The sequence below is a fragment of the Variovorax pasteuri genome, assembly GCF_051216435.1.
In the GTDB taxonomy this organism is placed as follows: domain Bacteria; phylum Pseudomonadota; class Gammaproteobacteria; order Burkholderiales; family Burkholderiaceae_C; genus Variovorax.
The window spans coordinates 1,276,245-1,289,337 of the sequence record NZ_JBPJZS010000001.1 but is presented as its reverse complement, the minus strand read 5'-3'; the positions used below and the strand labels follow the sequence as shown (position 1 = coordinate 1,289,337).

The following is a 13,093-nucleotide window of genomic DNA, read 5'->3' as shown; positions in this document are numbered from 1 at the left end:
ATCGGCCCCATGACGCACCACGCTCCTGCCCGGCCCCACCGCCCCGGCTGGCTGCCCGATGTGGACACCGCGCGTTGCACGGGCTGCGGCTGGTGTGTTGCCGCGTGCGACCTCCATCTGCTGAGCCTGGAGGTCACGCAGTGGCGCAAGTCTTCGGTGCTGCACGACGCAGGCAAGTGCACCGGCTGCAGCGATTGCGCCGTGACCTGCCCGTTCCACGTGATAACGATGCGAAAAGTCGTGGGCGCCTGAACGCGAGCCCGCCCCACGACGTGTGCAGCACAAAGAAAAAAGCCCCTGCAGCTGGGCTGCAGGGGCTTTTGTCTGGCGGAACCGGAGGGATTCGAACCCTCGATGAGGCTCTACACCCCATACTCCCTTAGCAGGGGAGCACCTTCGGCCACTCGGTCACAGTTCCTGAAAGAAGCCGCAATTATGCCATCACTTAAGCGGTCGGTTGATCGAGATCGAACGCTTTATGCAGTGCGCGCACCGCCAGTTCCATATATTTTTCGTCGATCACGACCGAAGTCTTGATTTCGCTGGTCGAGATCATCTGGATGTTGATGCCCTCTTCGCTCAACACGCGGAACATCTTGCTCGCCACACCCACGTGGCTGCGCATGCCGATGCCCACGATGCTGACCTTGCAGATCTTGGTGTCGCCCACGATCTCGGTCGCGCCCAGCGAAGGCATCACCTTCGACTGCAGCAGGTCGATCGTCTTCGCATATTCGTTGCGATGCACGGTGAAGCTGAAGTCGGTCTTGCCGTCCTTGCTGAGGTTCTGGATGATCACATCGACCTCGATGTTGGCGTCCGCCACGGCACCGAGGATGTGATACGCGATGCCCGGCTTGTCGGGCACGCCCAGCACCGAGATCTTGGCTTCGTCGCGGTTGAATGCGATGCCGGATACGACGGCTTGTTCCATGTTTTCGTCTTCCTCGAAAGTGATCAGCGTGCCGGACTTGGCCTCTTCATTGATGTCGATGTCCCACGGCGTGAAGCTCGAGAGCACACGCAGCGGCACCTTGTACTTGCCGGCGAATTCCACCGAGCGAATCTGCAGCACCTTGGAGCCCAGGCTCGCCATCTCGAGCATCTCTTCGAAGCTCACGGTCGTCAGGCGGCGCGCATCGGGCTCGACGCGCGGGTCGGTCGTGTAGACCCCGTCGACGTCGGTGTAGATCAGGCATTCGCTCGCCTTCATGGCCGCGGCAATGGCCACGGCCGAGGTGTCACTGCCACCACGCCCGAGCGTGGTGATGTTGCCCGCGTCGTCCACCCCCTGGAAGCCGGTGATGACCACCACCTTGCCGGCATTCAGGTCGGCCAGCACGCGCGCGTCGTCGATGCTCTCGATGCGGGCCTTGGTGTACGAGTTGTCGGTGCGAACCGACACCTGCCAGCCCGCGTAGCTGACCGACTCGACGCCTTCGGCCTGCAGCGCGATGGCCAGCAGTGCGGAAGACGCCTGCTCGCCCGTGGAGGCCAGCATGTCGAGTTCGCGGCTGTGCGCCACGCCGGGTTTGCTGGGCGCCAGCTCCTTGGCCAGGCCGAGCAGGCGATTGGTCTCGCCGCTCATGGCACTCGGAACCACGATCATCTGGTGGCCGGCGCGTGCCCACTTGGCAACGCGCTTGGCGACATTCTTGATGCGCTCGGTCGAGCCCATCGACGTACCGCCGTATTTGTGAACGATCAATGCCATGGGTGAAATCTGAGAAAAGAAAAGGGCCGCTTGAAGGGCGGCGCCCTGCAAGCTGTCAGAGCAAAGTCTTCGGCGAGGGCGGGGCATTGTACCAATGCAGGAAATCGCCCCGCCGCTCGGCAAAGCCGGCAGCCACCTTGAGGTGGATCCGGTGGCCGCGCGTGGTGCACGCACGCACCTGGTCGAGCAGCTGGTCGAGCTGCGCGGCGCTGGGCGCGCCGCCGTGCGACTGCACCAGCCAATGGCGCAGCACGTTGGCCTGCCGGGCGCGCGACAGCGCTTGCAAGGCGACGATGCGGGGCGGGTCGCCGACCGTCTGCAGGTCTTGCGCGGCTAGCTCGCCCAGCAGTTGCTGGCCCTGCGCGGCATGGCCGATGCTGCGAGCGAAGGTGGCGCGGAATTGCGGGAACGCATGGGCCAATGCTGGCAGCAGCAAGGCGCGGATGCGGTTGCGCGTGTAGCGCGCATCGACGTTGGTCGGGTCCTCTGTCCAAGGCAGGCCGCGCCCTGCCAGCCAGTCGCGAATGTCGGCGCCGGGCACGTCTAGCAAGGGGCGGTAGATGTCCAGTCCGTTGCGCTGCGCATGCGCCGGCATGGAGGCCAGCCCCGGGAGCCCGGCACCGCGCGACAGCGCCAGCAGCAAGGTCTCGACCTGGTCGTCTGCATGGTGCCCGAGCGCTACGGACTTGATAGCAGCACCCGCACCATCCATGCGCGTCATCTCGGCAAAAGCCTCGTAGCGCGCACGGCGGGCGGTGTCTTCGGGACTGTCGCCCGGCGCGTGACGCGCATCGACATGGTGAACCACCAGCGGCACGGCCAGCAGCTCGCAAACCGACCGGCAATGCCGCTCGAAATCGTCGGCCGCAGCCTGCAGCCCGTGATGCACATGAAAGGCGACCACCTGTCCGGGCCAGCGCGCCGCGCAGGCGGCCAGCAAGGCGGTCGAATCCGCGCCGCCGCTGAACCCCACCGCCAGCGGCCAATGCGCCGGCTCGAACGCGGCCATGGCGCGTTCGAAAGCGGAGTTCATGGCCGAATGCGCTTTATCTGCCGTTGTCGGCCTTCGTGTCGTTGAAACGGCCGTAGCTTTGCAGGCGCTCGTAGCGACGGTCCAGCAGCTCCTTCGGCTTCAGGTCGCTGACCTGGCGGAACGCGTCGTTCAGCGCGCGCTTCAGGAAGGCGGCCATCTGGCGATGGTCGCGGTGCGCGCCGCCGACCGGCTCGTTCACGATCTTGTCGACCAGGCCCAGCGCCTTCAGGCGGTGCGCGGTGATGCCCAATGCATCGGCCGCTTCCTGCGCCTTCTCGCTGGTCTTCCACAGGATGGAAGCGCAGCCTTCGGGGCTGATCACCGAGTAGATGGAGTACTGGAGCATCACGAGCTGGTCGCCGACAGAGATGGCCAGCGCGCCGCCGGAGCCGCCCTCGCCGATGATGGTGACGATGATCGGCACCTCGAGCTGCGCCATCTCGAAGATGTTACGGCCGATGGCTTCCGACTGGCCGCGCTCTTCGGCATCGATGCCGGGGTACGCGCCGGGCGTGTCCACGAAGGTGAACACCGGCAGCTTGAATTTCTCGGCCGTCTTCATCAGCCGCAAGGCCTTGCGGTAGCCCTCGGGCTTGCTCATGCCGAAGTTGCGCGCGGTGCGCTCCTTGGTGTCGCGGCCCTTCTGGTGGCCGAGCACCATGCAAGGCACGCCGTTGAAGCGCGCGAGGCCGCCCACGATCGACAGGTCGTCGGCAAAGTGCCGGTCGCCGTGCAGCTCGACGAAGTCGGTGAAGATTTCGTTGACGTAGTCGAGCGTGTAGGGGCGCTCCGGATGCCGGGCGATCTTGGTGATCTGCCAGGGCGTCAGGTCGCTGTAGATGTCCTTGGTGAGTTGCTGGCTTTTCTTGCCGAGCTGATCGATTTCTTCAGAAATGTCGACCGCCGATTCGGTCTGTACATAGCGCAGTTCTTCGATTTTGGTTTCGAGTTCAGCAATGGGCTGCTCGAAGTCGAGGAAGGTTCGTTTCGCCAACGTCTTCTCCTGTTGTTCAATACGCGACTGGAACCGGGTCCAGTGATCGCCAAATATACCAAGTCGCCACGCTGCAATACGGGGCCCAGGCCACGGCGACGTCGCGGGCATCGCTGCGGCTGACCGGGTCGCCCGAAAAGTAGTTGACGCTGATGCCGTTGAGCAGCCCCACGTCGTCGACGGGGAGCACGTTCGGGCGCATCAGGTGGAAGATGAGGAACATCTCGGCCGTCCAGCGACCAATGCCGCGGATGGCCACGAGCTCCTCGATGATGAGCTCGTCCGCCATGTCCTTCCACGAATCGACGTGCGCCACGCCGGAATCGAAATGAAGGGCCAGGTCGACGAGGTACTCGATCTTGCGTGCCGACAGCCCGGCCGCGCGCATGTCGTCGACCTTGAGCTTGAGCACGTTGGCCGGCGTCAGCTTGCGCGGCAGCGCCACGAACTTGTCCCAGACCGTCTGCGCCGCCTTCACCGAGATCTGCTGGCCGACCACGCTGCGCGCCAGCGTGGTGAACGCGTCACCGCGCGACTCGAGGCAGGCGTTGCCGAACTTCGGAATCAACCGCTTCATGACGCGGTCTTTCTTGGCCAGGTGCTTGCAGGCCTCTTCCCAGTAGTCCGGCGTGTAGATCTGAATGCTGGACTTCCGGGTGGCGGGCATGGGGTTGGTCGTACCGTTCACTGCGCAGCCGCCCAGGTCGTACCGGCGGGTGAATCCTTGAGCACGATGCCCTGCTCGAGGAGTTCCTTTCGAATGCGATCGGCTTCGGCGAAATTCTTGGCGGCCTTGGCGGCGGCGCGTGCGTCGATCTGCGCCTGGATGGTCGTCTCGTCGAGCGTGGTGCCTGCGCGCAGGAACGTCTTCGGATCGTCCTGCAGGATCTGCACGCATGCGCCCAGCGCCTTCAGCAGGCCGGCCTGCACGGGCGACTTGGTGCGGTTCACTTCGCCGGCCAGGTCGAAGAGCACCGCCACCGCCTCGGGCGTTGCGAAGTCTTCGTCCATGGCGGCCTTGAAGCGCGCCGCGTAGGGGTCGGCCCAGTCGATCTTCACGTCGGCGGGCGCCACCAGGTCGAGCGCCGTGTACAGCCGCTTGAGCGAGGCGCGCGCATCGTCGAGGTGCACGTCGCTGTAGTTGAGCGGACGCCGGTAGTGCGCGCGCAGCACGAAGAAGCGGATGGTTTCGGCGTCGTACTTCTTGAGCACGTCGCGGATCAGGAAGAAGTTGCCCAGGCTCTTGGACATCTTCTCGTTGTCGGTCACGATGAAGCCGTTGTGCATCCAGAAGTTGGCCAGCGGCTTGCCGGTGGCGCCTTCGCTTTGCGCGATCTCGTTCTCGTGGTGCGGGAACTGCAGGTCTTCGCCGCCGCCGTGGATGTCCAGCGTTTCGCCGAGCAATTCGCAGGCCATGGCCGAGCACTCGATGTGCCAGCCCGGACGGCCGGGGCCGAACTCGCTGGCCCACTTCACTTCTTCGGGCTCGCTGGCTTTCGCGCTCTTCCAGAGCACCGGGTCGAGCGGGTCGTCCTTGCCGTCGAGCACGGCCACGCGTTCGCCCGCGTGCAGTTCGTCGAGCGACTTGCCGCTGAGCTTGCCGTAGCCGGGGAACTTGCGAACGGCGTAGTTCACGTCGCCGTTGCCGGCGCGGTAGGCCAGGCCCTTCTGCTCGAGCGTGCCGATCATCGACAGCATCTGCGGGATGTAGTCGGTGGCGCGCGGCTCGTGCGTGGGGCGCTCGATGCCCAGCGCGTCGGCGTCTTCATGCAGCGCGTCGATCATGCGGTCGGTCAGCGCGCGGATGCTCTCGCGGTTTTCCACAGCGCGGCGGATGATCTTGTCGTCGATGTCGGTGATGTTGCGCACGTAGGTCACGGCGAAGCCGCTCACCTTGAGCCAGCGCTGCACCACGTCGAACGCGATCATCGAGCGGGCATGGCCGAGGTGGCAGTAGTCGTAGACCGTCATGCCGCACACGTACATGCGCACCTGTCCGGGATGCAATGGGGAGAATTCCTCCAGTTCACGCGACAGCGTGTTGTAGATGCGCAGACTCATGAGATTCGGAAAACGTCATTTCGCGCACGTGAAGCACGGGCGACAGACGGTGTTTTTCAGGGGTGACGGGGGCTGTGGCGGCAAGGGGTTGGACATGGCCCCTCGGCTACAATCCGGCCAAGTATAAACGGCTGCCGCCGCGCAGCGTTCGGGTGTTCCCCAAGCCCGCATCTCCCCATTTCCGTTCTCTGCCGAGGCTTCATGAAGCACGCCGCATTCTCCAGACTCTCCATCGCCTTCGCATTGCTGTTCGGCCTGTGGGCCTCGGCCGCGCATGCCAACGACTACGACGAGGTGAACATGCTGCTGCGCCAGGGCAAGCCCACCGAGGCGCTGGCCAAGGCCGACACCTACATCGCCGGCAAGCCGCGCGACCCGCAGATGCGCTTCCTGCGCGGCGTGATCCTCACCGAGCAGAACAAGCAGGCCGAAGCCATCATCGCGTTCACGCAGCTCACCCAAGACTTCCCCGAGCTGTCCGAGCCTTACAACAACCTGGCCGCGCTCTACGCCTCGCAAAGCAAGTTCGACCAGGCCCGCGCCGCGCTCGAGCAGGCCATCAAGCTCAACCCGAACTACGCCACGGCGCACGAGAACCTCGGCGACGTGTATGCCCGCCTCGCCGCACAGGAATACGTTCGCGCGCAACAGTTCGCCAGCACCAACCCGAGCGTCGCGCCCAAGCTCTCGCTGATCCGCCAGATCTTCTCGACGAAGGCCGAAGCCGACGCCGCCGCCCTGCCCGCAGCACCCGCCGTGCTGCGCAAGCCGGTCGGGCGCACCAGCAAGTAACCGCCGCCGCCGGCATGGGCGCCCACGGGCGCCTGCTGCACGGCCTACGCCTCTTCATTCGCACACGGAGCCTCACTTGACGATCCACGCCTCCTCCAGGTTCAACCTGTTCAGCCGCCGCAGCGCGCTCGTGCTGGCCGCCGCGCTCACGTTCGCCGCCACCGGCCACGCGCAGACGGCCGCCGCGCCGCGCGTCAAGCTCGCCACCTCGGCCGGCGACATCGTGCTCGAGCTCGACGCCGCCAAGGCGCCCAAGTCGGTCGAGAACTTCCTGCAGTACGTCAAGGACAAGCACTACGACGGCACGGTGTTCCACCGCGTCATCGACGGCTTCATGATCCAGGGCGGCGGCTTCACGGCCGACCTGCAGCAAAAGCCCACGCGCGCGCCCATTCCCCTGGAAGCGAGCAACGGCCTGAAGAACGACAAGTACACCGTTGCCATGGCCCGCACCGGCAACCCCAATTCCGCGACCTCGCAGTTTTTCATCAACGTGAAGAACAACGACTCGCTGAACGCGCCCAACCCCGATGGCTACGGCTACACGGTGTTCGGCAAGGTCGTGGCCGGCACCGACGTGGTCGACAAGATCCGCGGCGTGGCCACCGGCAACAAGGGCGGCATGCAGAACGTGCCGCTCGAAGCCATCACCATCAAGTCCGCTTCGCTGCTGGCGAAGTGATCCATTTTCCGAAGAAGGAGTCCCTCATGAGCAACCCCCAGGTCGAACTGCACATCAAGAACCACGGCGTGATCACGCTCGAACTCGACGCTGAAAAAGCGCCGAAGTCGGCCGAGAACTTTCTCTCGTACGTGAAGAAGGGCCACTACGACAACACGGTGTTCCACCGCGTGATCCCCGGCTTCATGGTGCAAGGCGGCGGCTTCGAGCCCGGCATGCAGCAAAAGCCCACGGGCGCCGAGATCGAGAACGAGGCCAACAACGGCCTCAAGAACGACAACTACACCGTGGCCATGGCCCGCACCAGCGCGCCCCATTCGGCCACCGCGCAGTTCTTCATCAACGTCGCCAACAACGGCTTCCTGAACCACACCGCCCCCTCGGCGCAGGGCTGGGGCTATGCGGTGTTCGGCAAGGTCATCAACGGCACCGACGTGGTCGACAAGATCAAGGCCGTGAAGACGGGCCGCAAGGGCTTCCACGACGACGTGCCGCTCGAAGACGTGGTGATCGAAAAGGCCGTCGTCATCGCTGAATGACGACCTGCGGGCACGGTGCGGCATGAACGCGGCATGAGTACGGTGGCGAACCCGGCTTTTCCAGAGCTGGTGGCGCCGCCCGCGTGGCGCACCGTCGACCTGATCTCCGACCTGCACCTGCAGGCCGGCGAGCCTGCCACCTTCGAGGCCTGGCAGGGCTACCTCCAGACCACACCGGCCGATGCGCTGTTCATCCTCGGCGATCTGTTCGAAGTGTGGGTGGGCGACGACTCGGCCGCCCAGCCCGGTTTCGAGGCGCAGTGCGCCGAGCTGCTGCGCCGCACGGCGCAACGCCTGCCGGTGTTCTTCATGCACGGCAACCGCGACTTCCTGGTCGGCCCCGCGCTCGCGGCGCAATGCGGCTTCACGCTGCTCGACGACCCCACGGTGCTGGCGCTGCACGGCCAGCGCTGGCTGCTGAGCCACGGCGACATCCTCTGCCTGGAAGACACCGAGTACCTCAAGTTCCGCGCACAGGTTCGCACGCCCGAGTGGCAGGCCGCGTTTCTCGCGCGCCCGCTGGAAGAACGCCGCGCACTCGCGCGTTCCATGCGCGTGCAGAGCGAAGACCGCAAGCGCAACCCCTCGACCGTCTGGGCCGACGTCGACACCGACGCCGCGCGCAACTGGCTGCAGCAGGCCGGTGCCCACACGCTGGTGCACGGCCACACCCACCGCCCCGCCGACCACGACCTGGGCCACGGCCTGCGTCGTGTCGTGCTGAGCGATTGGGACGTTGCAGCGCATCCACCGCGCGCGCAGCTGCTCTGTCTTTCCACCGCCGGCGCGCAGCGCGTCGATCTGCGCTAGACGCGCCGCCGCCGCCGATGTTCAAGTGGCTGCGCCGGTTGCGCGCCCTGCCCCCGATCCCCGAAGCCGCCTGGCAGGCTGCGCTCAGGCGCTATGCCTTCCTGGGCGCCCTGCCCGAGCCCGACCGGCAGCGCCTTCGCATCCTCACCGCGGAATTCCTGCGCGACAAGGAATTCCATGGCGCCAAGGGCTTCACCATCACCAACGAAGTGGCGCTGGCCATCGCCGCGCAAGCCGTGCTGCCCGTGCTGCACCTGAAGGGCGGGCTCAACTGGTACGACGACTTCATCGGCATCGTGGTGCACCGCTCCGAGGTGGTGGCAAGGCGCAAGGTGATCGACGACGCGCAGGTGGTGCACGAGTACGGCGAGGTGGTCGCCGGCGAGGCCATGGACCGCGGCCCGGTCATGCTGAGCTGGGACGACGTGCTGGCGAGCAGCCTGACCACCGAGCGCGGCTACAACGTGGTGATCCACGAATTCGCCCACAAGATCGACATGCGCAACGGGGACGCCAACGGCTGCCCGCCGCTGCCGCCCGGCTTTGCGGGACAGCGCAGCGCCCGCGAGTCTCGCGCCGTGTGGCGCGCCGTGCTGCAGTCTGCCTACGAGGGCTTCCGCGAGCAAACCATCATGGCGGACCGCTTCGGCGCCGAGCCGCCGTGGCTCGACGCGTACGGCGCCACATCGATCAGCGAGTTCTTCGCGGTGGCCTGCGAGGCCTATTTCGTGAACCGGCCGAACTTCGAACGCGACTTCCCCGAAGTGCTGGCGATCTTCGATGAATTCTTTCGGCCTAAACAGCCCTGAACGCACGTCCACCCTCATTTGTTTGCTATCTAGTTGATAGCGGAACAGTCTTTACCATCGACGGGTCAACAACTCGTTAAAAAGGTAAAAACATGAGGGATTGGTTGTATCAAGTGACCGGCAAGGCGTGGCTCGCGCTGGTCGTCGGCATCGGCATCCTGGGGTGGGCGGGCTACGCGCAGTTCAAGGCCGGCGCCGACACGCACGGCACGGCGGTGGAAGACCTGGTGGCGAAGAGCGGCACCATCGTCAGCGGCAGCGAAATCACCGAAACCACCAAGCGCCGCCGCGGCGGCAGCACCACGCGCCACTACTTCGTGCTCGACGCCAAGCTGGCCGACGGCAGCACCGAGAAATGGCGTGTCGACTACGCGATCGGCCGCAGCAAGCTCGAGCCGCTGATCGACGAGGCCGTCGACGTGCGCATCGATCCTTCGGACAACAACCTGGTCTACGAGGTGAAGCTCAAGGGCAAGCCGGTGGTGGCGCTGGCCGACGTGCAGCAGATCATGGAGAGCAAGGACAAGGCCGCGGCCTCGAACGCCACGGAAAAGGGCACGCTCATCGTGGGCACCATCGCCCTGCTGCTGGGCATCGGCGGGCTGTTCCTGCGGCGCAGGCTCGGCAACAGCCAGGCGGCGGCGGTGCAGACGCCGGTGATCGGAGAGAAGGTCTGAGCCTGACCGCGGCCGACTGAAATCGACCCAAAAAAAAAAGACGCCCCGCGGGGCGTCTTTTTCATGGCCGCAGCCTTGCGGCCTGCTTACTTGCGCAGCAGCGCCTTCAGCGCGTTCTGCAGGCGGCGCGCGCTGGTGGCGTCGTGCGCGGCAGCCAGCACCTTGCCGGCGTCCTGGCCCCAGGTCTGGCTCGGTGCCGGGTCGCCCCGCTTGGTGAGCAGCTTGAGTTGCAGCGCGCGGCGCGCATCGAGCTGCTCGGCCGGCGTCGGCACTTCGGCGGCCATTTCGAGGCGCAGCAGCGCTTCGGCGGCATCGTTGGCGGCAGCCGACGGCGCAGCGCCCAGCGCTTGCGACCAACCGGTACGAACGGCGGGCGACACCGCACGACCCAGCTCCTGCACGCTCGGCAGGCGGCTGGCGTCGCGCTGTTCCCATGCGCCCAGCACCTGGGTCAGCGCTTCGCCGTGGGCTTGCGCCGCCAGCTTGCGCAGTGCCATGTCGGCACGTTCCAGCGCCTCGCGCTGTGCGCGGAAGGCGGCGTCGCCCAGGCGAGGACCGCGGTCTTCGAAGCGCGGCGGACGATCGCCGAAACGGTCCCCGCGGTCGCCACGCGCATCGGAGCGAGGCGCACCGCGATCGCCGCCGGGGCGACCCGGGCCTCCGGGGCCGGGGCGGCCGCCGTCGCGCCGGTCGCCGAATCGGCCACCCGCACCGCGTGCCGCGGGCGCTGCTTCGTTTTTCTTGCTGCTCGGACGGTCGTCGCCGCGCATGGCCACGACGGGCTTGGGCGCGGGCTTCGGCGCCGCGGCAGGTGCTTCGACCGCGGCAGGCTCACCAGCCTCGTGTGCCGATTCGTCGGCGCGGGCAGACGCATCGGCGCCATCGGCGGGTGCCACCAGATCGGCCGGAGCCGCGGTTGCCGCATCCGCGTGCGTGCCGGGCGAAGCTTCAGCGTCGCTCGGGCTGGGCGCCTGCTCGGCGCTTTCTCCGAACTCGGCGGCGGCCTGGCCGGGGGCCACGATCTCGGTCGCGCCGACCGACGGACCGTCGCTCGAAGCGGCGGCGCGCTCGGCCTTCGGCGCGGGTGCCGGTGCGGGCGGCGGTGCTTCACCGCGCAGCGCGCCTTCGAGGCGGGCGATGGCGGCGCGGATCTTCTGCACGTCGCCGCCGGCATTGGCTGCGTCGAGCGCCTTGGAGGCGTCGAGCACGTAGCGGTCGTGATCGCTCATGGCCGAAGATGCCTTTTCGCGCTCGGCGGTCTTGCGGTTGAACGCTTCGTCGATGGGTGCGCGGAAGGCGTCCCACAGCTTTTGTTCATGGCGGCGGTCGAGCGGCACACCCTGTGCCTCGGCCTGCCAGCGCTGTTGCAGTGCCTTGACGGCGTCGATGCGCAGCACGGGCTGGGCGCCGAGCTCGACGGCCTCGGCAATCATGGCCTGGCGGCGTTCGACGCTGGCCTTCTGCGCCGTCTCGAACGGTGCGCGGGCGGCGCCGAAGGCTTCGTTCCACTGCGGCTGCAGCTCGGCGAACAGCTTCTCGCCCACGTGACCGGCATCGCGCCAGCGGTCGGCAAACTGGTGCAGCGCGCGGTTGTGCGCCTTCAGGTCGGTGGCGCCGGCGTGTTCGGCGGCCCAGGCCTTGACCTCTTCGATCAGCGCCACGCGGTGCGCGCGGTGCTCGGCTGCATCGGCGCGGACCTTTTCGAGCCAGGCCTCGACCACCTTGTGGGCTTCGTTGCAGGCTTCGTCGAAGCGCTTCCACAGCGCGTGGTTCGGCACGCCGCCCTGGTCGGACTGCTTCCACTGGTCGCGCAGGGCGCGCAGCGTTTCCTGCATCTTGCGGCCACCGAGGGCCTGGCCTTCGGGGCGCTTGAGCAGGCCTTCGGCCTTGGCGACGAGGTCTTCACGGACCTTGTCGGCGCTCCAGCGTTGCCAGCCTTCGAGTTCGCCGGCAGCCACCAGCGCGGCATGCACGCGTGCTTCGAGCGCGGCATCGACCATCTTGCCGTGCTCCTTGAGCACCGCGCGCAGCGCGGCGGCGGCACCGGCGCTGGCCTTGCCGTGGCCTTCGGCGGTTTCCTGTTCGAGCTTGGCGAGCGCAGCCTGCACCGCGTCTTGCGCGGCGGCACGCACGGCCGGGTCGACCTTGGGTGCGGCGGGGCGCGCAGGCGCGGCGGCGGCCTTGGGGGCGACGACTTCGCCGCGCGCGGCGCGCAGCTCGTCGGCCCACACGGGCACTGGCGGCAGCGGGGCCGAGGCGTCGGCGGCGGCGGCAATCGCCTGGGCCAGCGCGCCATGGAAGGCGTCGGACACCACCAGCAGTTGCGACTTCGAGGCGTCGAGCTGCGGTGCGAACTTGGCGTCCAGGCTGGTCCAGTTGGCGTCGGCCGTGATCTCAGTGGCCTGCTGCTGCCAATGGGCAACGTCGGCGCGCAGCGATTCTTCGGCACCCTGGGCGTCCTTCCAGCCCTTGGTGGACAACACCTCGAAGCGCTGCGCCAGCAGCACCGCGGCTTCGCGATGCACCTGGGCGCGGTGCTGCAGGTCTTCGATGCCCTTCACGCGCTCGGCCAGCCTGGCTTTCAGCCCGGCCAGCGGTTCGCGCGACAGCGGCGCGCCGGCCTTGGCGGCGTCACGCTGCCAGGCCAGTGCATCGGCGATGTTGAGCTTGGACTGGCCCAGCAGCGCCTCGGCCTTTTGCGCCCATTCGGCGGCAATGGCCTCCTGGCCCTTGGCGCGCTTGATTTCGTCGAGCTTTTCGCGCAGCAGGCGCGCGGCGCCCTTGTCGCGACCGCTCAGCTCCTTGAAGACCTCCTGCATCTGCTCGGGCGCGGGGTTGCCCGCGAGCCAGTCGCGGATGCGCGCGGAACGCTCCCCGGAGGTCGGCGCGGTGAAGGCGCCGCCGGTGAGCGTGTCGAGGGCTTGGAGGTCGTTTGGCTTGGAAGAGGTAGAGGTCACTGCGCGAAATCGTTGTCTGGGTAGA

General features: G+C 67.0%; 13 protein-coding genes and 1 tRNA gene. 7 read left to right on the top strand and 7 right to left on the bottom strand.

What is annotated here, in order from left to right; genetic code table 11:
* Positions 1–9: 9 nt before the first annotated feature.
* Positions 10–252 (top strand): ATP-binding protein, encoded by a 243-nt coding sequence (locus ACSFBM_RS06070; protein ID WP_435483561.1) that lies wholly within the window; start codon positions 10–12, stop codon positions 250–252.
* 73 nt (positions 253–325) lie between these two features.
* On the opposite strand, the gene ACSFBM_RS06065 is transcribed toward ACSFBM_RS06070, so the two are convergent.
* From ACSFBM_RS06065 to cysS, 6 genes are all read right to left on the bottom strand, one after another.
* A tRNA-Ser gene (locus ACSFBM_RS06065) sits at positions 326–418 on the bottom strand.
* 27 nt (positions 419–445) lie between these two features.
* Positions 446–1,714, bottom strand: a complete 1,269-nt coding sequence (locus tag ACSFBM_RS06060; protein ID WP_435435827.1) for an aspartate kinase — start codon at positions 1,712–1,714, stop codon at positions 446–448.
* A 55-nt stretch (positions 1,715–1,769) separates the two neighbouring features.
* Entirely contained in the window at positions 1,770–2,747 is a 978-nt protein-coding gene (tilS, locus tag ACSFBM_RS06055; RefSeq protein ID WP_435483560.1) for a tRNA lysidine(34) synthetase TilS, read from the bottom strand.
* Between the two features lie 13 nt (positions 2,748–2,760).
* Complete coding sequence (locus ACSFBM_RS06050) at positions 2,761–3,741, bottom strand: acetyl-CoA carboxylase carboxyltransferase subunit alpha (RefSeq protein WP_435483559.1); 981 nt, start codon at positions 3,739–3,741, stop codon at positions 2,761–2,763.
* Between the two features lie 16 nt (positions 3,742–3,757).
* A complete protein-coding gene (locus tag ACSFBM_RS06045; protein ID WP_435435824.1) occupies positions 3,758–4,408 on the bottom strand; it encodes a DNA-3-methyladenine glycosylase family protein in 651 nt (216 codons plus the stop codon).
* 17 nt (positions 4,409–4,425) lie between these two features.
* Positions 4,426–5,802 carry a cysteine--tRNA ligase gene (gene cysS, locus ACSFBM_RS06040; protein ID WP_435483558.1) on the bottom strand — a complete coding sequence of 459 codons (1,377 nt, stop codon included), beginning with the start codon at positions 5,800–5,802 and terminating at the stop codon, positions 4,426–4,428.
* A 201-nt stretch (positions 5,803–6,003) separates the two neighbouring features.
* On the opposite strand from cysS, the gene ACSFBM_RS06035 reads away from it, so the two are divergent.
* From ACSFBM_RS06035 to ACSFBM_RS06010, 6 genes are all read left to right on the top strand, one after another.
* Positions 6,004–6,594 carry a tetratricopeptide repeat protein gene (locus ACSFBM_RS06035; RefSeq protein ID WP_435483557.1) on the top strand — a complete coding sequence of 197 codons (591 nt, stop codon included), beginning with the start codon at positions 6,004–6,006 and terminating at the stop codon, positions 6,592–6,594.
* A 76-nt stretch (positions 6,595–6,670) separates the two neighbouring features.
* Positions 6,671–7,276 carry a peptidylprolyl isomerase gene (locus tag ACSFBM_RS06030; protein WP_435483556.1) on the top strand — a complete coding sequence of 202 codons (606 nt, stop codon included), beginning with the start codon at positions 6,671–6,673 and terminating at the stop codon, positions 7,274–7,276.
* Positions 7,277–7,302: 26 nt separating this feature from the next.
* On the top strand, positions 7,303–7,815 hold the full coding sequence (locus ACSFBM_RS06025; RefSeq protein WP_435435820.1) for a peptidylprolyl isomerase: 513 nt from the start codon (positions 7,303–7,305) through the stop codon (positions 7,813–7,815).
* Between the two features lie 33 nt (positions 7,816–7,848).
* Positions 7,849–8,625: a UDP-2,3-diacylglucosamine diphosphatase gene (locus ACSFBM_RS06020; protein WP_435483555.1), complete on the top strand. Its 777-nt coding sequence runs from the start codon at positions 7,849–7,851 to the stop codon at positions 8,623–8,625.
* Between the two features lie 17 nt (positions 8,626–8,642).
* Positions 8,643–9,434, top strand: coding sequence for a M90 family metallopeptidase (locus ACSFBM_RS06015; RefSeq protein WP_435483554.1), 792 nt, complete (start codon positions 8,643–8,645; stop codon positions 9,432–9,434).
* 92 nt (positions 9,435–9,526) lie between these two features.
* Positions 9,527–10,111: a hypothetical protein gene (locus tag ACSFBM_RS06010; protein ID WP_435483553.1), complete on the top strand. Its 585-nt coding sequence runs from the start codon at positions 9,527–9,529 to the stop codon at positions 10,109–10,111.
* 86 nt (positions 10,112–10,197) lie between these two features.
* Here the strand turns inward: ACSFBM_RS06010 and ACSFBM_RS06005 are convergent, their stop codons facing one another.
* Complete coding sequence (locus ACSFBM_RS06005) at positions 10,198–13,068, bottom strand: DUF349 domain-containing protein (RefSeq protein ID WP_435483552.1); 2,871 nt, start codon at positions 13,066–13,068, stop codon at positions 10,198–10,200.
* Between the last annotated feature and the right edge of the window lie 25 nt (positions 13,069–13,093).

Bases quoted from the DNA above. Each gene is read 5' to 3' on its own strand.
- ACSFBM_RS06020 (WP_435483555.1), top strand. From the start codon at position 7,849: ATGAGTACGGTGGCGAACCCGGCTTTTCCAGAGCTGGTGGCGCCGCCC.
- ACSFBM_RS06015 (WP_435483554.1), top strand. From the start codon at position 8,643: ATGTTCAAGTGGCTGCGCCGGTTGCGCGCCCTGCCCCCGATCCCCGAA.
- ACSFBM_RS06025 (WP_435435820.1), top strand. From the start codon at position 7,303: ATGAGCAACCCCCAGGTCGAACTGCACATCAAGAACCACGGCGTGATC.
- ACSFBM_RS06010 (WP_435483553.1), top strand. From the start codon at position 9,527: ATGAGGGATTGGTTGTATCAAGTGACCGGCAAGGCGTGGCTCGCGCTG.
- ACSFBM_RS06070 (WP_435483561.1), top strand. From the start codon at position 10: ATGACGCACCACGCTCCTGCCCGGCCCCACCGCCCCGGCTGGCTGCCC.
- cysS (WP_435483558.1), bottom strand. From the start codon at position 5,802: ATGAGTCTGCGCATCTACAACACGCTGTCGCGTGAACTGGAGGAATTC.
- ACSFBM_RS06060 (WP_435435827.1), bottom strand. From the start codon at position 1,714: ATGGCATTGATCGTTCACAAATACGGCGGTACGTCGATGGGCTCGACC.
- ACSFBM_RS06045 (WP_435435824.1), bottom strand. From the start codon at position 4,408: ATGCCCGCCACCCGGAAGTCCAGCATTCAGATCTACACGCCGGACTAC.
- ACSFBM_RS06035 (WP_435483557.1), top strand. From the start codon at position 6,004: ATGAAGCACGCCGCATTCTCCAGACTCTCCATCGCCTTCGCATTGCTG.
- tilS (WP_435483560.1), bottom strand. From the start codon at position 2,747: ATGAACTCCGCTTTCGAACGCGCCATGGCCGCGTTCGAGCCGGCGCAT.